Genomic DNA, 25,685 nt, shown 5'->3' with positions numbered 1-25,685 from the left:
CGCCGATCCGCCCTTTTCAGTTTTATCCCTCTCCCTGGGGGAGTTGCGTCCCGTTAACCTAAAAAATCTGCCAGACAGTATGAATAAAGTTATGGTCGTGGAAGATAGCGTCACCCAAAGGGAGATGATTTGTAATCTTCTCAAAGATAGTGGCTTACAAGTTAGTGTCGCTAGTGATGGTGTAGAAGCTTTGGAACAAGTGCAAAAAAACTGCCCCGATTTAATGGTGCTAGATATTGTTATGCCTCGGATGAATGGCTATGAACTCTGTCGTCGCCTTAAATCCGATCCTAAGACCCGAAAGATTGCCATCGTTATGTGTTCTTCTAAAGGGGAAGAATTTGATCGCTACTGGGGGATGAAACAAGGAGCAGATGCTTATATTGCTAAACCCTTTCAGCCCACAGAATTAGTCGGAACTGTTAAACAATTGCTTAGAGGGTAGGTGAAAAACAACTATGGTGGGAAATCCTGATTTTTTAACCGGGCCAGGAACAGACAGTCCAGAATTTCAAGAGTTGGAAACCCCCGAAGGCGAGCCCCATTTGCGGTTTTTCGTGCCTTCAGGGAATGAATTTGCCCTTCCCGCGATTGGAATTCGAGAGGTGCTATTTCAGTCCCCAGACCGCATGACTCCGATTCCCAATGTTTCCCCGCTATTACTCGGAACCTTCAACCTCCGAGGTCGAGTGATTTGGGTAGCTGATTTAGGTCAATTTTTAGGAGATTCAACTCCTCTGAACACAGACCGAACCGAGATCCATGTAATTGCAGTCGAAGACCAAGACATTATATTAGGGTTAGCAGTTGATGCCCTCAATGACATGGCATGGCTTGACCCTGATAAAATGCAAATGCCCACTCAAGTCAATGATAGTATGGCTCCTTTTATTAAAGGAGAGTGGCAACTGGGAAATGCAGGTGAACAATATCTGCGACTCCTAGACCAAGTGGCAATTTTGCGATCGGCTCGCTGGGCAACCTAACCCGCCACAGGCAGGGTTCATCCCATAACCCAGAGGATGTTGATTGTTAATTGATTATAAAACTGTTTAAGCTAAACCTTTTAAAGCGGGAAATAGATATCCCCTAAGAGGGTTCTTTAGCCCAACGGGTGAACTTCTAGTTCCAACTGAAAACGGAAGCACGGGTATTATGATTAAACAATCTAGTATAGACCTCATTACCTCGGTATGATTCCGTTCCTACATTGAAATCTTAACTTTTAAGCCATACAACACTAAACTTTAAAATCAAAAGGGGAATCGCTCATGGCAACAAGCACAGACTTCCTACAAGAATATCAGCAAACGGAGGAAGCATACTGTCAGGGAAATTACGAACAGGCGGCGGCGCTGGTTTACCAACTGGTGGAAGATTATCCAGAAAATCCATCGGCTCGTCTTTTGTGCGGTCATATCTATGGCTACGGCTTACAACAGTATGATGTAGCCCGTGATCAGTATATCGCAGTCTTAAACTTAACTCATGATGCCGAATTACTCGAACAAGCTAACCAAGCCTTAGCAGATACTGATCAATACTTAGTGGACTCTCCTAGGAGTGCTTTCAACGATAATCCCGATTCTCAAGCGGTTTTTAATGCGCTTTTGGATGAAGAAATCGAGGGTACGGATGTTGATTTCACCGAAGATTTGAGTTGGATAGAAGAAGAAACAAATGGTTCCGCAAAGGTCACATCTGGGATGAATTTATTCAAGTCTAATGTAGACTTGGAATCCCCCGATGTTGATCCCACTCACCCTCTCAATGGCAATCTCATGAATGGATTAAGTCATGAGGTAGACCTGGAGGATTTCAACGATTTGCAGGAAAATTTTGATTTCCAAGAATTAGAGAATTCTGAATTAGACTCATCGGTTCCTGACCTGGGCGTTTCGATGGGTGTTTTAGAGTTAGAGAACTTGGACGATGAAGCCGAAAATTTCCATCAAAATGGGAATCAGTCTCCCCTTGATGAAGCTACCGATAATCCCTTTACCTTAGAGAATGACCTGGAGGAAGGAACAGAAATTTTAAACCCCTTAGACGATCACGTTTCTCTCACCCAATTAGATCCGTTTATAATGGAAGAAGATGACGAGCAAGCATCTTCCTCGCCTTTTATTTTCGATGAAGATGAATCAGCCGTCAGTGATATTGAACAGTTAAGCGGAGATTTATTTTCCTCTGATGATGACCTATTAGATATTCTCAATTCCTCAACTCCCAGCACAGAGGATGATAACCCTGATGTTAATTCACTCCCTACCTTTGATGAGTCAGAGATGGATTATCCGCCTCAACCCACTCAGTTTCTCGACCTGGATGACCTGGACAGCGATGGCATGGGTGGCCTCGGTGAGCAACAACAGGAATACCAATCTGACCCTGAAAATAACAGAGATCTCAATGGGGTTAATCATGAGTCCTCTACCGCTCGTCCTGAAAGGGTTACGGCTTCATCTTCCGTTAGTTTTGAAGAAGAACTCGATGATATTTTTGCACCTCTAGAAGATGCGGTTGAGCCATCGGTGGAGTTTGTCAGTCATGAACCTGTATCCCAGAATGGGAAAAAATCTAGCCTGGAAACTCCGCTATTTGAGGAAGATGAGTTTGACCCCGATTTCAATTTAGGTTTTACTTGGACTGCGGAACCCTTCGTTGATGATGCCGATAATGCTGTTCCCTTACCCAATGAACCTCCTAACATGACGGCGAACTTTAAAGGGGTGGATGCTGATTTTTCCGGTACGGTAGAAAGCAACGAAGAGGAAACCCTGTTGACCAATAATGCTCTGCATCATTCCTATTTTTCTAATCCTAGATCTGCTGCTTCAAGCTCAACAGCTAATGGTGCGTTCGGTGCCCCTGATGTGGATGAGAAATATGAGAAAGATGAGGAAGATGAGGAAGATGATGATGGGGTCTTTGATGCTATAGATATTCCCAATAGTTTTGATCTTGAACCCTTGAATGAGGATACCTTTGGGGACTCCTTTGATTTAACTCCTGAGATGAATGACATGAGTAGCCGTTTTCAAAATGGCAAAGCTCCAGCACTCACGGAGAATGATTTCTTAGAAGATTTTGAAGAGTTTGATGACGTTGCCGATTTTAATATGACGGCAAATGGTGATCAAGATCTTTACATGGATTCAGACTTTGGCAACCTAGAGGGTCAATTTGCCAACACTTCTAACAATAGCACCCTCGATAGTGATAGTTCATCCATTCGGGATGATGAGATTTTTAATAGTGCCTACACAGCATCGGCTGTGACAACCTTAAGCCCCGATTTAGGGGATATGATGGATACAACGGTTACAGCAGACCAAGGGCCATTCTCCTTCTTGGAAAATACCTCCCTTAAACGTAAACCTTTATATACAGCCCTAGGAACGGGACTCGTTACCCTAATTTTAGTCGCAACAACTACCAATATTGCCACTCGGACGGCTTCGTTGGAAAATAAACGAGAAGTTGTGGATTATCTGCGAGTCACAGGATGGTTGATGACCACCGTAGCCGGGGCTACCAGTTTTCTAGCGGCTTGGGGATTAGGCCGCATCAGTGCTCAACAAATTACTAAAGCTACAGACAATTTACAAGCTCAATTTGATGCGATTAGTAAAGGCAACTTAGATGCCCGCGCGACGATTTTTGCAGAGGATGAGTTTGGCAGAATGTCCGCTAAATTTAACCATGCTGCTCAATTTATTCAAAATATTACACGAGAAGCTCAACGTAAGGCTAAGGAACAGGAAGATGCTAGAGATGATTTACATCGTCAGGTGATTCGGCTGTTGGATGATGTGGAAGGAGCAGCACGGGGAGATTTAACTGTAACGGCAGAAGTCACGGCTAACGTTTTAGGGGCGGTGGCGGACTCTTTTAACTTAACTATCCAAAACCTGCGGGAAATCGTTGTTCAGGTGAAACAAGCCGCCCGTCAAGTCAGTAAGGGGGCCACCGATAGTGCGACCTTCGCTAAGGATGTGGCTGGAGATGCTTTCCGACAAGCGGAAGAACTGGCTGCTACGTTAAATTCGGTACAGGTGCTCACTGATGCGATTCAACGGGTGGCTGAAAGTGCCCGGGAAGCCGAAGAAGTGGCGCGTTCGGCGGCGGCGGTAGCCACCAAAGGGGGGGAAGCGGTACAAATGACGGTGGCCGGGATTCTGAAAATTCGGGAAACCGTAGCAGAAACTAGCCGAGAAGTCAAGCGTTTAGGAGAATCATCTCAAGAAATTTCTAAGATTGTGGGGCTGATTTCTCAAATTGCTTCCCGAACTAACTTACTCGCCTTAAACGCTAGTATTGAGGCGGCACGGGCTGGAGAGGCGGGTAAAGGATTTGCCATCGTTGCTGATGAAGTCCGACAGTTAGCGGATAAATCGGCGAAATCCTTAAAGGATATCGAACAAATTGTGATGCAAATCCAAAGTCAGACTAACACGGTGATGATGGCAATGTCCCAAGGTCATCAACAGGTGATTGAGGGGACTCGTCTGGCCGAACAAGCGAAGCGTGCTCTTGATGACATTATCCAGGTGACAAACCGGATTGATGTGCTGGTGCGTTCAATTACGGCGGATACTGTTGAACAAAATGAAACCGCCCGCGCCGTCGCCCAGGTGATGCGAGCGGTTGAACATAGCGCTCAAGAAACTTCTCAAGAAGCCCAAGGTGTCTCTAGTGCGTTAACTAAACTGGTCGGTGTGGCGCGAGACCTCCTGACTTCAGTGGAACGCTTCCGCGTTGATGCTTCAGAGAAAAGTTAATCAGTTATTCGTTCAGGGAACAGGGAATTACGAATTACGAATTACGAATTACGAATTACGAATTACGAATTACGAATTACGAATTACGAATTACGAATGGGGAATAGTTTTATTAAAAACTAATAAAGCTAACAGTTAACAGTTAACAGTCAACAGTCAACAGTTAACAGTTAACAGTTAACAGTCAACAGTCAACAGTCAACAGTCAACTGATATGCAAATTGAACAGCAACAACGGATTATGGGCTATTTTATTGAGGAGGCAAAAGACCACCTCAATACGATTGAACAGGGATTACTGAATCTACAAACAACGATTGAAGATCCAGAACTGCTCAATGAAGTATTCCGAGCCGCCCACTCGGTAAAAGGTGGTGCCGCAATGTTGGGACTCAATAGTATTCAACAAACGGCTCATCGCTTGGAAGATAGTTTTAAGGTTCTCAAGGAAAACCGTCTTCCGACTCAATTTGTTGATCAACAATTAGAATCGTTATTTTTACAAGTTTTTGATACTTTACAAGCTTTGATTGATCAATTATCAGGGCCTTATGGGTTAACAGAAGAAGCTGCTAGTGCAATTTTGCAGGATGTTGAGCCTGTTTTTGAAGCGTTAAATTATCATATTAAAAATGTGGTGCAACAACAGGGGGTGAGTAATCGACCGCCTGAAGTCGAGACCCGTCCGCCTGCACCGCTTTCTCGTGGGATGAATTCGGGTGTTGTACCAGGGGCAAATCCATCGAAGTCCCGCGAAGAAACGACGGTTAGCAGTGCTAAGGATTTGGTGTTTGGGAGTGATGTTCCTGAACGGTTGCGAGAAATGTTGCAACAGTTCAAACAACCAGAAACACCACAAACTCGTCAAGCGTTAATTGAAAGTTGTCGGAGTTTGGCGCGGGGGGGAGAATTATTTGATTTACCCAATTGGGTTAAATTTATTGAAACGTTGGAACAAGCGATCGCTAATCCTGATAATACTTATCGGAGTTTGGCTCCCGTGGTTATTAAGTCAATTAAAGAAGCTCAAGAACTCGTTTTAGCGAATCGAGAGGGAGAAATTGTTATCACAGAGTCGATTACCAGTCTTTTATCTAAACCCGTAACACCGCCAAAGGCGCAAAAATCCCAATCTAAGACTCCATCTCCTTCGTCATCCCGGACTTCTAAGGCTTCAAGTCAGCCCAAGGCTTCTGGGACAAAGGGAGCGGGCAAGTCGGGAGGAACTGCTGCTAAATCGAGTCCATCGAAGTCTGGGAATACCAAGAAGAAATCCCCATCGAGTTCTTCGACTCTCACGAACCCTTTGTTAGATGCTAACTGGTCAGATTCGGCGACAAATCCCAGTAATACCCCCAGTCACGATTACAGAAAAAACCCTCAAAATGGCCCGGAAATTACCCAGGAAGAATATAACAGCCTCAAGGATTTATTTGAAGGTTTGGATGAATGGGATCATACTGCTGATGAGGGAACAACGGAGACTCTGACGGGAGCGGAGATGGCGGCAGATGCCCTGGAGGGAGACTTTTTCGATTTGCTGGAGGAAAAACAAACTGGGTTTAATAAGGCGGAAGCTAAAGGTTACAAATCACCAGCAGAGGGGGGCATTAAACCCAGAGAAAAGTCGGCAGCGGCTTCTCCCGTTACCTCTAATGTTGATGAGGATTTAGCGAGTTTCTTCGATAACCTCACCGATGCGGACTCGGCTCTACCCGAAACTCTGACGGTGACACCGCCGATGATCGGAGAAATAAGACAGAATCAGCCTGCACTAGGTTTTGATGATTTCTTTGATCAATTGCTAGAGATTAATCCCGATTTTTCGGGTACGGTAGATGGGGTTTCATCAGGGGGTTTTGGATCTACTTCTCCTGAGCAAATCACGGATTTATTGGAGGATGCGGAAAGTTTGGATGAACTGTTTGACCAGTTTGACCAACAATCCCAATTCGGTTTAGAGACGCACCTTTCGCCGCAGGTGAATGCTGATACCCAGATGGCGGTGTTGGAAGTTACGACTGAGGAAGATTGGTTTGAGGAACTTTTGCAAGGTGAAATGGGTTCTGAGGTGGAGGTATCGGTTTCTTCTACTATAAAGCGATCGCAGGATGAGAGTCCTGAAGGACTCACTACGAGGCAGGATGAGAGTCCTTCAGGACTCACTACGAGGGTATCCCAAAATTTGGAGGCGATGGCTAAAACGAAGCCCAGCCTGGAACTACCGGATGATGATTTTGCGAGTTTAGATGCTTTGCTCGGTGAAGGGTCGGGAAACAGTCAGCCTACCGTACCGGAAAAATCGGCTTCGGTAACGACGACAGAAGAGGAGGATACTTTTTCTAATTTAGATGAGCTTCTTCAATCTCCTGTTGCTGAACCTTCAAAACCTAGTTCTTCTAAGTCACCTAGTCACGGTCGTGGGCAAGTTCCTTTGAATACGGAGTCGCTGTCTTCTGAAGATGATTCAGATTTTACTGCGTTAATCCGATTAATTGAGGATACTCCGCCTCGTTCTCGTTCGGCTTCTGTTCCCAGAGGGACGTTTGCGAAACCGATTGCGGAACCGATTGTTAAGGTGCCGGTGAAACAACTGGATAACCTCAGTAATTTGATGGGGGAACTGGTGGTTAACCGTAATAGTTTGGAACAAGATCAGGAACGGATGCGACAGTTTTTAGACAATTTGCTGCATCAGGTTTCTCTGTTGGGGGATGTGGGTCAACGGATGCAGGATTTTTATGAGCGATCGCTTTTGGAAATTTCCCTGCTGTCTCACCGTCGCAAACCTTTTTGGTCTGGTCAAACGGCTTCGATTCATGATGATGACCCGAATACGGATTTAGACTCAACGGAAATGGATCATTTTACTCCTTTCCATACTTTGTCTCAGGAGATTATTGAGTTAATTGTACGGGTACGGGAGTCGTCGGCGGATATTGAGTTCTTGGTGGAGGAGGCTGATCAGGTGACTCGGGAGTTACGACGGATTACTACGGCGTTGCAGGAGGGGTTAAATCGGGCACGGATGGAGCCTTTTGGGAGTGAGGCGGATGCCCTCAAACGTCCGGTGCGGGATATTTCAATTAAGTGCGGCAAACAAGCGGAGTTGTTTGTTGAGGGTCGAGATACTTTAATTGACAAGATGTTATTGGGCAAATTGCATGATCCGTTGATTCATTTGGTTAATAATGCGATTACTCACGGAATTGAGCCTGCGGATGTGCGGACGGCGGCTGGAAAGTCGGCGGTGGGTAGAATTACGATTCGGGTGTTTCATCAAGGGAATCAAACGATTATTGCGGTTTCGGATGATGGGGGTGGGATTGATGTTAGTCGGGTGAGAGATAAGGCGATTCAGAAGGGGTTGATTACTCCTGAAGAGGCTCAAAATATGAGCAATCTGGAGATTTATGATCTGTTGTTTTTGCCTAATTTTAGCACTAAGGATGTGGCGGATGAGTTCGCGGGTCGAGGGGTGGGGATGGATGTGGTGCGAACGAGTTTAACGGATATTCGGGGGGCGATTACAACGGATTCGACGTTGGGGAAGGGGACGTCGTTTACGATTCGGTTGCCTTTGAATATGAGTATTTCCAGGGCGTTATGCTGTGTGAGCGATCGGGTGCGGATTGCTTTCCCAATGGATGGGGTGGAAGATATGATTGATGTTCCCCGTGAACAGATTCGGGTGATGGAGGATGGTAGTAAGGCGTTGGAATGGCGGGGGACTATTTTACCTTTGCGTCATTTGCGGGAGTTGTTGACTTATCAGCGCCATTTGGGTCGGGGGAATGTGTATGGTGCGAATGCTGAGGAGGATATGATTTCGGTGATTGTCCTGCGGTCTTCGAGTAGTTATTTGGCGGTGCAGGTGGATCAGGTGTTGATTGAACAGGAAATTGTGATCAAACCTCTGGAGGGGCCAGTGCCGAAACCGATTGGGATTGCGGGGGCGACGGTGTTGGGGGATGGTCAAATTGTGGCGATCGCTGATGTGTTGGAACTGATTGATCTGGCGATGGGTCGGATTCGCAAGGATGCGGCGGGCAAGATTTGGCAGATGGGTAGTGCGACGGCTGAGGTGCTCCCGCAGAAGTCTGAGCCGACGGTGTTGATTGTGGATGATTCGATTACGGTGCGATCGCTGCTCTCGCTTACGTTTGAAAAATCGGGTTATCGAGTTGAGGAGGCGCGTGATGGTAAGGAAGCTTGGGAAAAACTGAAATCGGGTTTACCCTGCGATATTGTGTTCTGCGATATTGAGATGCCTCGGATGGATGGGTTGGAGTTGTTATCTCGGATGCAAAAAGATCCGGCGTTAACGAATTTACCGATTGCGATGTTAACGTCTCGGGGTGCGGATCGTCACCGTCAAATGGCGTTTAATTTGGGGGCAAGAGGTTACTTTACTAAGCCTTATTTAGAGGAGCAGTTATTGGAAGCGGCGGGACGAATGTTAAAAGGTGAAGTGGTTGGAAATACTTTGGTTACTGCGACTCAATAACATAGATTGTACGGTGGGCAAAACCCACCGTCGAAAGGTTTTGAAGACGGATAATCTGCAAGTGTGAGGGGAAATTGTGATCAACTGAATTTCACGCTCACCAAAAAATAACCACCAAATCAGTGTGGGACTGCGATCTCAATAGCCCCAAATTCTCGATCTTCCATGCCACAACCGTAACAAATTTTAAGAAAGTTTACATAAAACTGGAAAAGGTTGACAACAGCATAAACTGAACTGTGATTTGATTTGACTGCCAAATCCGGGCTGGTTGGCGAGGGGCGCAGCGAGTTTTTCTATTCAACTTTGCTACTAAGTTGGGGGTAAAGAAGATGGTAGAATACACTTTGCCACTCATTATGCCTTGAAAATATCAAATTCTTGTAAATGCTGTTTATGTCAGTTGGGAGAAGAGCGTTGATGAAACGATTGAGTCGCCTGTTGGCTGTGTTAGTTTTGATAGTCGGTTGTCTAGGATGGACTGGACATCAAAGTGCTGTAGCCACAAACTTGAATGTGATGCAGTATGGGGTTGCTTCTCCGATCTTAGCAACGGAAGCCCCTCGGAAAAATCGTGTTGATGAAAAAATGGCTAAGGTTCGCAATAAATTGGACTTAAATAATAGCGACCTGCGGGATTTTCGTCAATACAAAGGAATGTTTCCGAAGTTAGGGTCAATCATTATTAAGAATGCGCCATACAATTCCGTTGAAGATGTATTGAAAATTTCTGATTTGACAGAAAAACAAAAAGAAATTCTGCAAAAGAATTTAGATAACTTTACCGTAACTACTCCTGAGTCTGTGTTTATCGAAGGCGACCAACGGTTAAATGTTGGGGCTTACGACTAGGCTATTCTGGGGATTTAGTGTCAGAATGTTCGGTGTTCGGTGTTGATTTTTATAAGAAAAACCCAGTCGCCGAGAGGCAACACGCCTTGAACAGTAGATGAGGAATTTAGACGGATTGCTCAGATTTTACGGATGATGTTAACAGGTTTAAAAAAAGTTAACATGATTTGTAAAGTCAGTTTAATCCGTTTAAATTTGTCTGGAGAGTGTCCAGATCTTATGACTTGAAACCAACCCTTCATCCTGGCACTAGCCCATGACCTCTATGGATGTTTCCTTAACTTCTGACCTGCCCTTAACTTTTGATGTCTTGGTTGTGGGTACAGGGGCGGCGGGGTTATATACCGCCCTGTGTTTACCCCAACATTTGAGTGTTGGCCTAGTCAGTAAAGATATTTTACCCCTGTCAGCGAGTGATTGGGCGCAGGGGGGTATTGCCGCCGCCATTTCAACGGATGATTCTCCCGGTCTCCATTTAGAAGATACGTTGAAAGCTGGGGCGGGTTTATGTGAACGCTCTGCGGTTGAGTTTTTAGTTAATCACGCCCCTGAATGTATTCATCGTTTAGTCGAATTAGGCGTGGCTTTTGATCGGCATCAAACCCAGTTAGCCCTGACCTTAGAAGCCGCCCATTCCCGTCATCGCGTCCTGCACGCCGCCGATACCACCGGACGCGCAGTAATTACAACCTTAACTGAGCGAGTCTTAGAACAACCGAATATTAAAATTATTTCTCCAGCCTTTGCCCTAGATTTATGGATGGATGCCTCTGGCCAACGTTGCCAGGGTATGAGTTTAATTCAAAATCAGCAGATTTATTGGGTGAAGGCGTCGGCTGTTGTGTTGGCAACGGGGGGAGGTGGTCAAGTCTTTGCTCATACCACTAACCCCGAAGTTAGTACGGGGGATGGAGTCGCCATCGCTTGGAGAGCCGGGGCCTTACTGCGAGATTTAGAGTTTTTCCAATTTCATCCCACCGCTTTAACCCAACCTGGGGCGCCTCGGTTTTTAATTAGTGAGGCGGTGCGAGGGGAAGGCGCCCACTTAATTGATGCTGAAGGTCGGCGGTTTGTGTTTGATTATCATCAACAGGGGGAATTAGCGCCTAGAGATGTGGTGAGTCGGGCTATTTTTAACCATTTGCAACAGTTACGTCAAATACCGGGCGCGAATGCGGAACAAGTTTGGTTAGATTTACGGTCAATTCCCCCAGACAAAGTTCGGTATCGGTTTCCGAATATTATTCAGGTTTGCCAACAGTGGGGGATTGATATTTTGAATCAACCGATCCCCGTCACCCCAGCAGCCCACTATTGGATGGGGGGTATTGTTACCAATAACCAAGGTCAAACCTCTATTCCTGGTCTCTATGCGGTGGGAGAAACGGCTAGTACGGGGGTACATGGGGCTAACCGTTTAGCGAGTAATTCTTTGTTAGAATGTCTAGTGTTTGGCGCTCAACTGGCATCTCTTGAAAATCTCAATCTCGGTGCACCGGAAGTTAGGGCTGATGATCAGGTTTCTTCCCCAAAAAAGGTGAAGTCATTAATATTACCTAGCGACCATTGGCAGGAACAATATGCTACGATTAAGACAATTCGATCCCACTTGCCCGATGTACTCTGGCAAAGTGCCGGAATCTGTCGCCAGTCTGATCACTTGGAGGAGGGATTAATTCAGGTGAAAGCATGGTCTCAAGAATTTTTAGCTTTACCCCTTAGCCAATTTTTATCGGGTTTACAACCGTATTCCTCTGATGATCAGGAAATTCAGGGGATAGCAGATTATGACTTAAAACAGTGGGGGGAAACTCGTAACTTACTGAATATTGGTGAGTTAATTTTGAAGAGTGCAGCGTTTCGTCGAGAAAGTCGCGGGGGTCATTATCGACAAGATTATCCACAGTCAGACCCAAGCTGGCAAGTACATACTTTAATTCAAGGAAATCAAACCTGGAAATCACCGCCTGTTGTAGGTTAAGTCCGTGAGCCAGAACCTTCTCCTTCGGGAGCATCTCCGGTGGGAGGAGGAGCATACTGGCAGATGATCCATGAGGTATTCAGATGGTTGTGAAATTGAGAAAAATCAACTTGGGTGGTCGCCCCTAACCTTAGCACGATAGCAAAAATTAGGGCAACACTTAAGGGCCAAAGGCTAACCCATGCTAGTGTTTTTAGTGTTAGGCTAGAAACCACAATCGTTTTACCCCCTAATTAAACTTTGGATATTTCAACCAGGGCAGCCAACGATAACAAAACTGCCTTAATGGTTCAAGTATATCAATTATATTCCGTATTTACACTGAGTTATCCGTCAGAGTTGTTTACAACCCACTTCATTCCCACATTTTGACAAAGTTGATGAGCTAAATGGACTTAGGAACTAGCAAACTCATACAAATTTTTTCCGGTGGTTTTAGCCCGATACATGGCTGTATCCGCTAACTTAATTAAAGTTTCGAGATCTTGAGTATCGGTAGGATACATACTAATCCCAATGCTAGTAGTAATCAAGATCCGGTGTCCTTCTAAAATCGTATCTTGAGTAATCGTATCGAGAATTTTTTGGGCGACTCTAGCCGCGTCCGACTTACTGGGAATACCCGGAAGAATGACCGTAAACTCATCTCCTCCTAAGCGGGAGACGGTATCACTTCCCCGTAGACACCCCTTGAGTCGGTCACCCACGGTTTTAAGCAGTAAATCTCCAACTTGATGTCCTAAATTATCGTTGACGTGCTTAAAGTCATTTAAGTCTAAAAACAACAGCGCGACTAAACGATTTTGACTGGTGGCCCATTCTATTGATTGGCCTAAGCGTTCCTGAAATAGGGTACGGTTGGGAAGTCCCGTTAGGGGGTCATGTTCGGCGGAAACCCGCAATTCAGCATTTGAGCGCTTCAGTTCGGCGGCAATTTGTTTCAAATTATCTTCTAATAGTTTACGTTCTGTAATATCTCGAATCACACCGACTAAAAATAAATTTCCCGCCGCATCTTGGTGAAGCGATCGCTTCGTAGCAATATAATGGGTAACACCATGAGCATCGGTTAATTGTTCTTCGTTTTCCTGTTCCCAAGTCGTGTGAAATGCCTGTTCATCCTGTTGGCGAAAAAGCTCCGCTTCATATTTAGGAAAAAGTTCCTCATCACGTTTTTCCATTAATACTTTTAAAGGATAACCGACAAACTTACAATAGGCTTGATTCAAGACAATTTTTTGATGATCTTTATTTTTCACAAAAATCGGGTCAGGAATCGTATTAATGATACTTTGTAAAAATTCCGTAGAACGTTTTAACTGTCCTTGTAAATGAGCAAAATGGGCAATAATTACTCCCGCAGACCCCACTAAAGCCAGATTAGCAGGAATCACAGGAATCCACCACCCTCCTAAAAAAGCCAGGTAAGTAGTTCCGGTTATCCCGATGGTAATTAAAATAATTAAACCCAGAGAACGACGGGGGGATTGTTGTTTCCAACTTAAAGCCGCCCCGACCCAAGACCAGCCGAAAATCCACAGCCATTCTAAAGGTTCTGGCCAGACTTTAATTAAGGTGCGACCATCTAAAACAGCACTGATAATTTGACTGATTAATTGAGCTTGAAGCTCAACACCATAAATAGGGATAGATGCTTTAAAAACCCCATCACTATAGGAAGTAAATTCTAAATCTTTAATGCTAGAGGCGGTAGAACCAATTACAATAATTCGATTTTTCAACTGTTCAGGAGGAATACGGTTTTCCAGAATATCTCGCATCGGAATTGTGGGGAATGTCCCCCCTGGCCCTCGCAGGTTGACTAAAAATTGATAACCCGTATTGCTGGCTCTGATATAAGCCCCATCATTGGGTTTAAACCAATGAAAAACCGTATTTCCCAGCATGAGTTCCTGGGGATTTTCGGGGGAAGGTTTGTCTTTAATGCCTTGTTCTTTAAGATAGATTAAAGCGATTTGTAAAGCAAAACTGGTCTTAATTTTGCCATCTTTCCCATTAATATATAATAAACTACGTCGAACTTTTCCATCTGCATCTCGCGCGGAATTATTAAAACCAATTTGATTGGTTCTGGCTAAAAGTTTAGGAGGATCAACCTTAGAATTTTTCTGGGTTTCTAAAAATTCAATCCCAATTAAATTCGGAATTGTTTTAAACGCTTTTTCTAATTCCGCTTGTCCGGGTTCAATGGGTAAATCTCGATAAACATCTAAACCAATGACTCGCGGTCTCGCTGTACTAATTTTCTCTAAAAGTTGAGCTAGAATTCTATCAGAAGTCGGAAATCCATATTTCTGTAAATCTTGTTCATCAATCCCAATAATCACAATTCGCTGATCAACAGCTTCGAGGGGACGCCAACGAAAATATTGATCAAACAACGCCCATTCTGAGGGTTGCAATATTCCTAAAAGTCGAACTAAAATTACGGCTCCTGCCACACTAGACGAAGTAACTAATACTCGGCCTTCTTGAGATAACCAACGTTTTAAGGCAGGAACAACTTGACGACGAGAACCTTTAAGTCTCTTAAACATCTAACGCAACCATCCTGCTTCTGTATTGAATCAGTTATCAGTTACCAGTTAGATGACTGATCACTGATGACTGATTAAAATGTAGAGAAGGCACACCAAAGAACTCGATCAATATTTAAAGTTTTGTTGACCCTGATAGTTCGATAATTCAGCTAATTTTTCTAAGGGTTGGATTCCTGGATAGAGTTGACCCTGAATTTCCCAAGTTGGAATTCCTTGAATCCCGGCTTTTTCGCAAAGTTGGCTTTGGGAATTTTTGCCGTCGGGAGCGCACTCAATATAATTAATCATAGCAAATGCTTCTTTACCCAGGAGTTGCTTTTGATCATAACAGTGGGAACACCAATAAGCCCCATATTCCTTGGCTCCGGTTTGGGTAAGGTGACGAGCTAAGGCGATTTCTGCTGGCCCGGATGTGGTGGTAATGGCTAACCCCACTTTGCCATTACTGTCCGTGACCGCAGAAGGGTTACTGGCGACATTAACGCTATTGTATAAACCGAGGGCAACAATTCCCGTAATCATCGCCACCCCCAGACCCGATAACCAAAGTTGACCGACATCTTCCCAAGTCTGCCCGATTAACGTTAGAACAAATAGACCCACACAGAACAGGGCAGAAGCAATACAGTAGGGACAAAACGCTTGAATTTGAAAAAACAGCAGATACATTAAGTAACTACTAAAACACACCATTGCGGTAGTCACAAGGAATAGCAGAAACCCCGTCTGAGTTTCAACGGCTTGGCGACGGGATTTTTGAGTAACCGGGTTCAGGGTCAAAGGCGCAACAGCCAGAAGCGCAACCGTTAGATAGGCCAAAAATCCAAACACAGTTAGGGGTAAACCCAAGATGCTGGCATAAGGACTATTGAGAACCTCATTACAGCCGGAAGTGGGACAAACTGCCGTCCCACCCATCAGTTTAATTACCGTCAAATAGATATTTTCAATCACACCCATCATTGCGATCGCAATGATAATAGGGCGTGACCAGCGATGAATCCAAGGGGTAGAACGTCCGCGCATAAATCAGTTATCAGTTATCAGTTATCAGTTATCAGTGTAAGAGTTAAGTGTAGAGACGTGCCATGGCGCGTCTGTACGAGTTAATCAAGAGATTAATAATTATCTTGACTAATAACTAATTATTCTTTACTAATGACTAATAACTGATTACTGATTACTGATTAACGAGGCTGGAGGCGTTTTTTCTTCCTTGACCCAAGGATGAGATTGGGCTTGGACTTCTAAACTGCGCCGGGTCGTTTCCACGAACTGACTAACGCGACTGGGATCAATCGGTTGATGAATCCGTCCATGGCGTTTCAAGGAACTGGACACAATCACCCCATCAGCCGCTTGCATCAGGGTTCCCACATTTTCCCAACTCGCCCCACTGCCAATAAACACCGGAGTTCCCATCGCAGCAGCACGAGCCAGTTCTAAATCTTCTAAACTGGGGGGACTCCCAGTAGACCAACCGGACAGAATCACCGCATCGGCCAAGGCCCGTTCAATGGTTTCTTGGACGGCCGTTGTCAAGTTTGGAGATCCCAAAGGGCGACCATGTTTAACTAAGACATCAGCTAAGATTTTGACATCACTGCCTAATTCTCGGCGATAGCGCAAGAGTTTATGGGCGTGACCTTCGATGATGCCTTGGTCAGTGGCCATGACTCCGTTTAATACATTGACGCGGATAAACTGAGCACCTGTACAAGACGCAATGGCTAAGGAGCTTTCAGCATCGTTCCGCAGCACATTAATCCCCAAGGGCAGCGTGACTAAGTTCATAATTCGCTGCACAATCAGAGTCATGGCACTGATCACGGCGGGATCAACTTGGTCTTTGGCAAAGGGGGCATCAAAAAAATTCTCAACGATAATGCCGTTAACCCCGCCGGATGCCAGGGCTGTTGCCTCCTGTTCAGCCCGGTCAATAACTGTTCTCAGGTTTCCCCCCCAACGAGGAGAAGTCGGTAGAGGCAACAGGTGTACGACACCGATAATAGGATTTGGAGTTTTAAAGATTTGATCTAAGTCCACAGATTTACATAAGCTCCCCAAAATTTTGCAGCTTTACCTCTATGCAGAGTACAAGCAGAGGATGGTGAGTCTCAAAATGAATAAAAGACAGTACATTTTAGAATTCTATCGTTAAAGTGTGGAGGTAGAGAGGTGAAAATTGCTCTAGTTTTGTTAAGTCTCCTGTTTGGTGTGTTAATAATCGTGGAAATCGGGTTACGGATTCGTTTTGGGTTCGGTTCTCCCGTGCTTTACTTGGGGGATGGGGAAATCGGTTATTTATTGGCCCCGAATCAAAAAACCCGTCGTTATGGCAACCGGATTGAAATTAATCAGTATTCGATGCGAAGTGCGGCGATTACTCCCCTTCCTTCCCCTAAAACCAGGCGAGTCCTGCTTTTGGGAGATTCCTTGGTAAATGGGGGATGGTGGACAGACCAATCTCAAACCCTTTCGGCCTTAATCACCCAACAACTTCAGCCTGCTTTGGGAACGGGGGAAAATCTGGAAATCCTGAATCTGGCGGCGAATTCCTGGGGGCCACCGAATCAACTGGCCTATTTACAACGGTTTGGAACTTTTGGGTCAGAAGTGATTGTTTTGTTGATCAATACCGATGATTTATTTACCCATCCCCCGAATTCTGGGGTTGTAGGACGCGATCGCAACTATCCCGACACAAAACCTCCTTTAGCGTTAGTGGAGGTATTTAATCGCTATTTAAAAGGGTCTGAACCCATTCCAGAAGCAAAACAACCTCAACCTTCTGACCCGGTGGGATATAATTTAGAGAAAATTCAACAGATTCAAGCGATCGCTACTCAAAATCAGGCCGATTTTATATTAGCAATGACTCCTTTATTACGAGAAGTGAGTGAACCCGGATCACGGGATTATGAAATTAAAGCTCGTCAACGATTAACGGAATTAACCCAAGCTAAAAATTGGATTTATATTGACTTTTTACCGTTATTTAAACAGACTTCACAACCCGAAACTTTGTATCGAGATCATATTCATTTAAGTCCCTCTGGTAATCAACTCGTCAGTGAAATAATCAGTTATCAGTTAACAGTTAACAGTTATCAGTGAAAGAATCAGTTATTAACTCTTAACTATTAACTCTTAATTCTTAACTCTTAACTGATGACTGATAACTGATGACTGATAACTGATTCGGTTTCTGCCAAATCCCAAGCTTTACCATCTAATGCCATTTGTTCGATTAAACTGGCTAATCGTAATGCTTTTAAGGCTTGTTCGCCACCAACAGAGGGTTGATTTCCACCCCGAACACAACTGACAAAATGTTCTAATTCCGCGTGTAGGGGTTCAATATTACTCGTATGAACTTTTTCAATTAATCCATCTTGACGATAGAGAACTTGACCATAATCCGTAATATAATTAGCCGTTGTTTGTCGATGAATTAAAATTTCATTATTCAGAAAATCGGCTTCTGTTAAAGAATTTTTGCAATGGGCAACAATAGAACGCAATTTGCGATGGGTAACTTTACTACTAATTAAAGTAGCAACAATCCCATTCGCAAAACCCAGAGTAGCCGTCACATAATCTAAATAACCAGAGTCAGAAGCTCGGCTACCACTGGCTGTTAATTTCACAACCGGAGCCTCCACTAAATCCAGCATTAAATCAATATCATGAATCATCAAATCCAAGACCACCGAAACATCATTAGCTCGGTTAGAATAGGGACTCATGCGACGGGCTTCTAAAGCTAAAACTTCTTCGGTTTTTAAAACTTTACTGAACTCTTGAAAAGCCGGATTAAACCGTTCAATATGACCGACTTGTAAAATTCTTTGATAATCTGCTGCCGCATTCACTAACAATTCAGCTTCGTTAATACTCGCAGCAATCGGTTTTTCAATTAAAACATGAACCCCGGACTGTAAACAAGCCATGCCAACGGTATAGTGTAACCGAGTGGGAACCGCAATACAGACCGCATCCACCAAAGGTAAAAGATCTCGATAATCTTCAAAAAATCGGACACGATACTTACTAGCGGTATCGAGTCCCCGTTCAACATTGACGTCGGCAACTCCAACGAGTTCCACATCTTTGAGCATACTCAAGACGCGGGTATGATGCTGCCCCATGTTACCAACCCCAATTACACCAACTTGGATGGGGTCAAGGTGATTTCTCACAGTCATAGCAGTTGAATATCCGACGGACATCCTATTTTGCACTCCTCCATTCTCCTCCACCACAGAAATTAAGCCGATGGGCTATTCTCTGGATGTAAATCCATCCAGATACTATCACAGCCTCCTGTTTTGTAAAGAAGTTTTAATTAGGCGTTGGTAGTTGGGGGTTGACGGTTGACGGTTGACCGTTAACCGAAGGTAGAATTGTTCCAACCCCACATCGAACCTTTGGCGTCAGCGAATTCAATATAAATTCTATTGGCGGGAATGCCGAGAGTTTGATTGATTTTTTGACAAAACTCTTGACTCATGGCTTTCGTTTGGTTGGGTTGCATTGTGCCAACACTTTTAATTTCGATATAGCAAACTGGGTCAGTAGTTCCCGCAAATGTCATCGGAATCTCAGCCTCAAATGCTGTCATTACATAGGATTCTGGTTTATCTAAATGTTGGGCTACCGCAGAAGATAGACTTTTTAATAAAGTCTCAATCTCAGATTTTTCTGGTTTGGAAATAGAAGTTTTAACTTGAATTAAAGGCATAATAACTAAGAGTTGACTGTTGACTGTTGACGGTTGGCAGTTGATGAGGGAGGACGCTCCCCCTACTCTCTCTTATCCTCCGTAATTCCAGCCTGTACTGGCGAGGTTGAGAATTTCGGCTTCTTTGTGGACGCCTGTGGCGATGACTTCTCCAACGAATACAGTATGGTCGCCGTGTTCAACCGCACCGACGACTTGACATTCAACGTAACCCAAGGCTTCGGAAATAATCGGACAACCCGTTTCTCCCAGGTAAAATTCCACATCCTCGAATTTGTTTCCGACTCGATGTTGGGGTTTAAAGAATTTCTGGGCGATGTCTTTTTGACCTTCGGCGAGAAAGCTGAGGGAAAAAACACCACTGGCTTTAATCATGGCGTGGGATTTAGAATCATTTTTAACACAGTTGACGACTAAGGGCGGTTCAAAGGAACCTTGTGTCACCCAACTGGCGGTAAAACCATTAACATCATCCCCCTCTTTCACCCCACAAATATAGAGAGCGTGGGGAATTTTACGCAGAATTGTTTTTTTAGCGGATTCGTCTAACATAATATTAATGGGGTAGGTCGTCGTTTTACAGGAATTAGTTTAGCAAAAAATCAGGATTTAACACGGCATTACCCCTAAAAGATAATCCCATTGATTCACAGAATGATTTCTGGTGATATCAAAGATTAGCCCATCGGACTCGGCGAAAACCTCTTGAACTTGTGGAAATTCTCCGGTTTTATTAAACGTTAAAATTTCATAGAGTTTTTGATTTTTATAAATTGTTTCTCCTAATTTAACATAAAATTTAATCATGCCTCCGGTGATTGAATAATAGTATTGCAGTTGTTTTTTGGGAGTCAGACTTATAATCCCAGAAAATTCGATTCCAATCTTTGCCATTATAAGGATTATATCGACCGCAAGAAAATTGATGCGATCGCTGATTTACACTCAAGGGATTACAAACTGGAACTAACCAAATTTCTCCGGTTAATTGATCTGGATCTGAATTTGTTAAAAATTTAATTAAATCATGAATAACAGCATTTCCACTAATTTCAGCCCCGTGTAATTTAGATTGTAAATAAGCTTTTTTGCCCGGTTTTGAACCTTTGAATTGATAGACTTGGAGAAATAAGCGATCGCCAGAAGCTAGTTTAACCAAGGGAATTGTTAAAATCTTAGGATTCATAAAATTATTAAAAATAATGATAATTTTGAAATTTTTATGTTAATATAAGGTTCAAGGTTTTGCCTTAAAAACGGGTAACGAAACCGTAAAAATACTATTGATAACAAAACCACCCTGACGATTGACCCTAGGAGATTTTATCTCAATCAGGCAGTTTTTATCAGACTTTCTCCAACTTCTCTGTAAATCAAGCTAGAATTTAGGCACAATAAGATTAGCTTTATCATTTAGATTCTTGTGTCCTACTCTACCCAAAACGATCCCCAACTGGATCTCAACAGCCTATTTCCGTTTCCCCTGGACGATTTTCAGTACAATGCCATTCAGGCGTTGAATGGAGGGAAATCCGTTGTCGTCTGTGCACCAACGGGGTCAGGAAAAACGTTAGTGGGGGAATATGCCATCCATCGGGCGTTACAGGGCGGGCGTCGGGTCTTCTACACTACACCCTTAAAAGCCTTATCTAATCAGAAATTTAGGGACTTTCGAGAGCAGTTTGGGTGGGAAAAAGTGGGGTTACTAACGGGGGATATTTCCGTAAACCGTGACGCCCCGGTGGTGGTGATGACAACAGAGATTTTCCGCAATATGCTCTATGGTACGCCGATTGGAGAGGTAGGAACCTCCCTGGAAGCGGTGGAGGCGGTGGTTTTGGATGAGTGTCATTATATGAATGATCGCCAACGGGGGACAGTTTGGGAAGAATCAATTATTTATTGTCCCCGTGAAATTCAATTAGTGGCGTTATCCGCAACGGTGGCCAATAGTGAACAGTTAACCCACTGGATTTCCCAAGTTCATGGCCCAACAGAGTTAATTTATTCTGACTTTCGGCCCGTGCCATTACAATATCATTTTTGCAATGTTAAAGGCTTTTTTCCCCTATTAGATGATGCCCTCAAAAGAATTAATCCTCGCCTCAAAGAGAAAAAAGGCATCCCCCAACGGGGAAGACGAAATGATGTTCCGAATTTAGCCGCCGTTTTATCCCACTTACAAGAACGGGATATGTTACCTGCTATTTATTTTATCTTTAGTCGCAAAGGATGCGATCGCTCTGTCGCCGAAGTCCGTCATTTATCCTTAGTCAATGAAGCGGAAACAGCCCTATTAAAAAAACGAATTGATGCGTTTTTAGCTTCCAGTCCTGAAGGCGTTCGCGCGGAACAAGTTGAAGTTTTATATCGAGGAATTGCTGCTCATCATGCCGGATTATTACCGACTTGGAAAGGGTTAGTCGAAGAATTATTTCAACAAGGGTTAATTAAAGTAGTATTTGCCACAGAAACCCTCGCTGCTGGGATTAATATGCCCGCTCGAACTACGGTAATTTCAAGTTTATCGAAACGCACCGATGATGGTCATCGCTTATTAAAACCCTCTGAATTTTTGCAAATGTCAGGACGGGCGGGACGGCGTGGGATGGATATTGAAGGCTATGTTGTCACCGTACAAACTCCCTTTGAAGGGTCAAAGGAAGCCGCCTATTTAGCAACTTCTAAACCCGACCCGTTAGTAAGTCAATTCACACCCAGTTATGGCATGGTTTTGAATTTATTACAACGCCATTCTTTAGAGCAAGCCAAAGAATTAATTGAACGCAGTTTCGGACAATATCTATCGACAATTAACTTAATTCCTGCCCAACGGGAAATTGAAATCATGCAAGCAGAATTGGCGTTAATTGAAGCCCAATTTGGCTTTCGTGGCGAACAAAATATGGCAATGTTAGAGGAAACCTTAGCCAGTTTTGAAAAAATTTATGAACGGTTGCGAGAAGAACGTCGTTTATTAAAACTGTTACAAAATCAAGCCGAAGATAGTCGCATCCGACGGATGGCGGTGTCGATGGAGTTGATCGAATTAGGCACTATTGTCGGCTTACGCGGAAAACACGTCCCGACAGCCCGAAGTTTCGATGCTGAGCCCATTCCCTCGGTGTTAGTGGCAAAAACCCCCAGTTCGGGACAAGTCCCCTATTTCCTGTGTTTAGGGCGGGATAATCGTTGGTATGTGGTGAGTTCGGCGGATATTGTGATTTTGCAAACGGAATCTAAACGGTTAAATGTCGATTATTTGGATATTCCTAATATTCCGTTTAAATTAGGCCAATGTCGCAAAGGGGATCAGTTGACCGTGGCGATGGCTCAACAAATTCCTGATTTAAGTTTATCAGAATCGTCGCCCGAAATTATTGCCCAACAGCAGCAAGTGGAACGGTTAAAACTAGAATTAGATGCCCATCCGATTCATGATTGGGGTAAACCGAATAAACTATTAAAACGATGGCAACGGTGGGCAGAATTAGATGAAATTATTCAAGAACGTCGCACGGAATTAGAGGATGATTTAGCCCATCATTGGCAAGAATTTTTGGCTTTAATTTCAATTTTGCAATACTTTGAAGCTTTAGATGAATTGAAACCAACGGATTTAGGACAAGCAACGGCGGCCTTACGCGGTGACAATGAATTGTGGTTAGGGTTGGTGTTAAAGTCAGGGATTTTTGATGATCTTGACCCCCATCATTTAGCAGCAGCTTGTGCGGCGTTGGTGACGGAGGTTTCTCGTCCCGATAGTTGGACACGCTATGAGTTATCGGAAAATGTGGAAAATGCTCTGGGACGGTTGCGGGGGGTTCGTCAGGAGTTGTTTAAACAGCAACGACGCTATCGCGTGGCGTTACCCATTTGGTTAGAACGGGATTTAACGGGTTTAATTGAACAATGGGCCCTAGAAACGGATTGGGTAGAGTTAGTTTCTAATACCAGTTTAGATGAGGGGGATATTGTGCGAATGTTCCGGCGGACGTTGGATTTTCTATCACAAATTCCCCATGTTCCCCATTTAAGTGAATCCCTCAAACAAAATGCCATCCGCGCCCGTCATTTAATTGATCGATTCCCGATTAATGAAGCGGTAGATTAAGGAGGAATTAAAAACCCGGTTTCAGAGAAGTTGCCGGGTGTACAACAAAAAATATGGAAATGTTTTTGAGTTGGAAATATTACCTCATCTCTAATCTGTTAAATAGGAGAAGTTTTATTAATTTCTAGAATTTGTTAAAATAGCCCTATCCTATGGGTTACAGTCGGCAACGTAACCCATAGGATACCCAACTGAATCATCAATTAAATCAAAGCGTTATAGAGCAGCAACAACCATTCCAATTTTACGGTATTGTTCAGCCGCATTTTGACAAGCTGTAGCACAGCTTTGGCAATGGGAATTATTGTGTTTTTGGCATTCTTTAGCGCAAGCTTCACAAACTTCTAAACAAGTCTGACACAGAGGTGCAATAAAGCGAGAACCGCGACTCATAAACCCTGCAATTGTCCAACATAATTGAGAACAATCTCGACATAAACGAGCGCACTCTGCCATATTTCCGATACATTCATCGGCGCAGTGTTCACACTCAACTGCACATTGTAGGACAATTTCCAGCCCAGATTTATTATTGTGATGAGCCATTTTTTTCTCCAACAAAAATAAGTTTTACTAAAACTACAGTTATCAAAGACAGAAAATTATCTCCTCTTTCTTAAGGAATAGATTATTAAAAATAGGAATTTATTTATACAGCATGGAAGACTAGGTAAATCAGGTTCTCTACCTAAATACAGATACAACATCTTGATTTAATTCCATACAATATCCTCAACCCAGACTGAGGATAATTTGAGTGAGTCAGAAGCACAATGATTTGGGAGAACAGGCTTTAAACAAACTGGCAGAAATGACTCTAGCCAGTCAATTAGATGAAGTTGAAGAACTGGATGTTAATGTTAATACTGATCCGATTAAGTTAGTTGAGGGTCAAGTTGATTCTGCCACAATTTCAGGAACTGGAATCGTGATGAAAAGTGACTTGAGAATGGAGAAAATGGAACTCACAACTGCGGAGATTTCTATTAATCCCCTGAGTGTTGCTTTCGGACAAATTGAACTGAATCATCCCACTCAAGCAACGGCTGAAGTTGTGTTAACAGAAGCGGATATTAATCGCGCTTTTAATTCTGATTATATTCTCAAAAAGCTGCGGGGTTTGGAAATTTCAATTGAGGGAAATCAGGAAATAGTTGATACTCAAGCTGTTGAATTTAAACTTCCTGGTAATGGTCGATTCTTTCTCCAAGCTTATCTAATTTCGCAACCCAAGGGAGAATCCTCAAAAATTGCATTTACAGCCTTACCGGATATTAGTTCAGATCGCAAAACGATTCAACTCAAGGATATTCAATATTCTCAAGGAGAGAATGTTTCTCCTGAATTAACTCAGGCTTTAATTGATGAATCTAGCGAACTCTTAAATTTAGATAATTTCAACTTAAAAGGGGTAAATCTTTGCATTCAACGCTTAAATTTAGAGGATCAAAAAATCACATTGTTAGCAGAAGCTGATGTTGAGTCCTTTCCATCAGCGAGTTAGTTAAGGTTGAATTTTAGGATCAATCTCAGAAATTTACCTACATTTGCAATTGGAGATCAACTCATGACACGCATTACTCATTTAGAACCTTTAATTGAAGGCAACGAACGGGAATATTATGATAGTGGAATTCCCAGTAGTGTTGCGATTTTAGGACATCCTCTACATCCTTTTATTGTCACCTTTCCCATTGCATTTTTAACAACAGCTTTATTGACAGATATTCTATTTTTATTCACCAATTCCTCATTTTGGGCAACCGCATCATTTTGGTTAATTACAGGTGGAATTCTAACGGGAATTTTAGCAGGATTAACAGGAATGTTAGATTTTTTTAAAATTCATCGAGTCCGAGAACATAAAGCGGGATGGATTCACATGGTCGGTAATATTGCCGTTTTAGTGTTATCAGGAATTAGTTTATTTTTACGGTGGGATAATATTATTGATAGTATTGCTCCTTGGGGAATTATTCTTTCTGTAGTTGTAGCGGGACTGTTAGCAATAACAGGGTGGTATGGTGGCGAATTAGTATATCGCCATAAAATTGCTGTGATTGGGGATGGAAACCCTCACCAACCTTAAAAACATTTAGACCAGGGTGTGTTATCAAAAGTTTTAAAAACTCCTAATGCACC

The 25,685-nt window shown here is 43.5% G+C and carries 19 protein-coding genes and 1 pseudogene; 10 read left to right on the top strand and 10 right to left on the bottom strand.

What is annotated here, in order from left to right:
* Positions 1 to 79 precede the first annotated feature (79 nt).
* From PL8927_RS06075 to nadB, 6 genes are all read left to right on the top strand, one after another.
* Entirely contained in the window at positions 80 to 445 is a 366-nt protein-coding gene (locus PL8927_RS06075) for a response regulator transcription factor (protein ID WP_083618833.1), read from the top strand.
* Between the two features lie 13 nt (positions 446 to 458).
* Positions 459 to 986 carry a chemotaxis protein CheW gene (locus PL8927_RS06070; protein WP_083618617.1) on the top strand — a complete coding sequence of 176 codons (528 nt, stop codon included), beginning with the start codon at positions 459 to 461 and terminating at the stop codon, positions 984 to 986.
* 285 nt (positions 987 to 1,271) lie between these two features.
* A complete protein-coding gene (locus PL8927_RS06065; protein ID WP_231505929.1) occupies positions 1,272 to 4,784 on the top strand; it encodes a methyl-accepting chemotaxis protein in 3,513 nt (1,170 codons plus the stop codon).
* A 214-nt stretch (positions 4,785 to 4,998) separates the two neighbouring features.
* Positions 4,999 to 9,291 carry a hybrid sensor histidine kinase/response regulator gene (locus PL8927_RS06060; RefSeq protein WP_083618614.1) on the top strand — a complete coding sequence of 1,431 codons (4,293 nt, stop codon included), beginning with the start codon at positions 4,999 to 5,001 and terminating at the stop codon, positions 9,289 to 9,291.
* Between the two features lie 420 nt (positions 9,292 to 9,711).
* Entirely contained in the window at positions 9,712 to 10,143 is a 432-nt protein-coding gene (psbU, locus tag PL8927_RS06055) for a photosystem II complex extrinsic protein PsbU (RefSeq protein ID WP_083618611.1), read from the top strand.
* A gap of 256 nt (positions 10,144 to 10,399) precedes the next feature.
* The gene (nadB, locus tag PL8927_RS06050; RefSeq protein ID WP_197047328.1) at positions 10,400 to 12,124 is read left to right on the top strand and encodes an L-aspartate oxidase; all 1,725 of its coding nucleotides are present in this window, start codon (positions 10,400 to 10,402) and stop codon (positions 12,122 to 12,124) included.
* Here the strand turns inward: nadB and PL8927_RS06045 are convergent.
* The 4 genes from PL8927_RS06045 to btpA all read right to left on the bottom strand — a co-directional run bounded on the left by PL8927_RS06045 (position 12,121) and on the right by btpA (position 16,731).
* Positions 12,121 to 12,339, bottom strand: coding sequence for a hypothetical protein (locus PL8927_RS06045; RefSeq protein ID WP_083618607.1), 219 nt, complete (start codon positions 12,337 to 12,339; stop codon positions 12,121 to 12,123). The genes nadB and PL8927_RS06045 overlap by 4 nt on opposite strands.
* 180 nt (positions 12,340 to 12,519) lie before the next feature.
* Positions 12,520 to 14,682 carry a CHASE2 domain-containing protein gene (locus PL8927_RS06040; protein ID WP_083618605.1) on the bottom strand — a complete coding sequence of 721 codons (2,163 nt, stop codon included), beginning with the start codon at positions 14,680 to 14,682 and terminating at the stop codon, positions 12,520 to 12,522.
* Between the two features lie 108 nt (positions 14,683 to 14,790).
* Entirely contained in the window at positions 14,791 to 15,711 is a 921-nt protein-coding gene (locus PL8927_RS06035; protein ID WP_083618603.1) for a vitamin K epoxide reductase family protein, read from the bottom strand.
* 147 nt (positions 15,712 to 15,858) lie between these two features.
* Complete coding sequence (gene btpA / locus PL8927_RS06030; protein WP_083618601.1) at positions 15,859 to 16,731, bottom strand: photosystem I biogenesis protein BtpA; 873 nt, start codon at positions 16,729 to 16,731, stop codon at positions 15,859 to 15,861.
* 132 nt (positions 16,732 to 16,863) lie between these two features.
* On the opposite strand from btpA, the gene PL8927_RS06025 reads away from it, so the two are divergent.
* Positions 16,864 to 17,802 (top strand): SGNH/GDSL hydrolase family protein, encoded by a 939-nt coding sequence (locus tag PL8927_RS06025; protein WP_083618599.1) that lies wholly within the window; start codon positions 16,864 to 16,866, stop codon positions 17,800 to 17,802.
* A gap of 47 nt (positions 17,803 to 17,849) precedes the next feature.
* On the opposite strand, the gene PL8927_RS06020 is transcribed toward PL8927_RS06025, so the two are convergent.
* The 5 genes and pseudogenes from PL8927_RS06020 to PL8927_RS06005 form a co-directional block, all read right to left on the bottom strand.
* Positions 17,850 to 18,917, bottom strand: a complete 1,068-nt coding sequence (locus tag PL8927_RS06020) for a Gfo/Idh/MocA family protein (protein WP_083618597.1) — start codon at positions 18,915 to 18,917, stop codon at positions 17,850 to 17,852.
* A gap of 158 nt (positions 18,918 to 19,075) precedes the next feature.
* A complete protein-coding gene (locus tag PL8927_RS06015) occupies positions 19,076 to 19,429 on the bottom strand; it encodes a phenylpyruvate tautomerase MIF-related protein (protein ID WP_083618595.1) in 354 nt (117 codons plus the stop codon).
* A gap of 72 nt (positions 19,430 to 19,501) precedes the next feature.
* The gene (locus tag PL8927_RS06010; RefSeq protein ID WP_083618593.1) at positions 19,502 to 19,981 is read right to left on the bottom strand and encodes a flavin reductase family protein; all 480 of its coding nucleotides are present in this window, start codon (positions 19,979 to 19,981) and stop codon (positions 19,502 to 19,504) included.
* 57 nt (positions 19,982 to 20,038) lie between these two features.
* Complete coding sequence (locus PL8927_RS28965; RefSeq protein WP_331281800.1) at positions 20,039 to 20,236, bottom strand: hypothetical protein; 198 nt, start codon at positions 20,234 to 20,236, stop codon at positions 20,039 to 20,041.
* Between the two features lie 49 nt (positions 20,237 to 20,285).
* Positions 20,286 to 20,615: pseudogene (locus PL8927_RS06005) on the bottom strand (succinylglutamate desuccinylase); the annotation flags it as partial.
* A 237-nt stretch (positions 20,616 to 20,852) separates the two neighbouring features.
* On the opposite strand from PL8927_RS06005, the gene PL8927_RS06000 reads away from it, so the two are divergent.
* Entirely contained in the window at positions 20,853 to 23,543 is a 2,691-nt protein-coding gene (locus tag PL8927_RS06000; RefSeq protein WP_083618591.1) for a DEAD/DEAH box helicase, read from the top strand.
* Between the two features lie 216 nt (positions 23,544 to 23,759).
* Here the strand turns inward: PL8927_RS06000 and PL8927_RS05995 are convergent, their stop codons facing one another.
* Positions 23,760 to 24,089: a four-helix bundle copper-binding protein gene (locus tag PL8927_RS05995; RefSeq protein ID WP_083618589.1), complete on the bottom strand. Its 330-nt coding sequence runs from the start codon at positions 24,087 to 24,089 to the stop codon at positions 23,760 to 23,762.
* 211 nt (positions 24,090 to 24,300) lie between these two features.
* Between PL8927_RS05995 and PL8927_RS05990 the strand changes: the two genes are divergently transcribed.
* Both PL8927_RS05990 and PL8927_RS05985 read left to right on the top strand, forming a co-directional pair.
* Positions 24,301 to 25,047 (top strand): LmeA family phospholipid-binding protein, encoded by a 747-nt coding sequence (locus PL8927_RS05990; protein WP_083618587.1) that lies wholly within the window; start codon positions 24,301 to 24,303, stop codon positions 25,045 to 25,047.
* Between the two features lie 63 nt (positions 25,048 to 25,110).
* Positions 25,111 to 25,632, top strand: a complete 522-nt coding sequence (locus PL8927_RS05985) for a DUF2231 domain-containing protein (protein ID WP_083618585.1) — start codon at positions 25,111 to 25,113, stop codon at positions 25,630 to 25,632.
* Positions 25,633 to 25,685 lie beyond the last annotated feature (53 nt).

Origin of the sequence: Planktothrix serta PCC 8927 (genome assembly GCF_900010725.2) — a bacterium.
Classification (GTDB): domain Bacteria; phylum Cyanobacteriota; class Cyanobacteriia; order Cyanobacteriales; family Microcoleaceae; genus Planktothrix; species Planktothrix serta.
The sequence above is the reverse complement of the archived record's forward strand: the minus strand, read 5'-3'. Positions and strand labels throughout refer to the sequence as shown.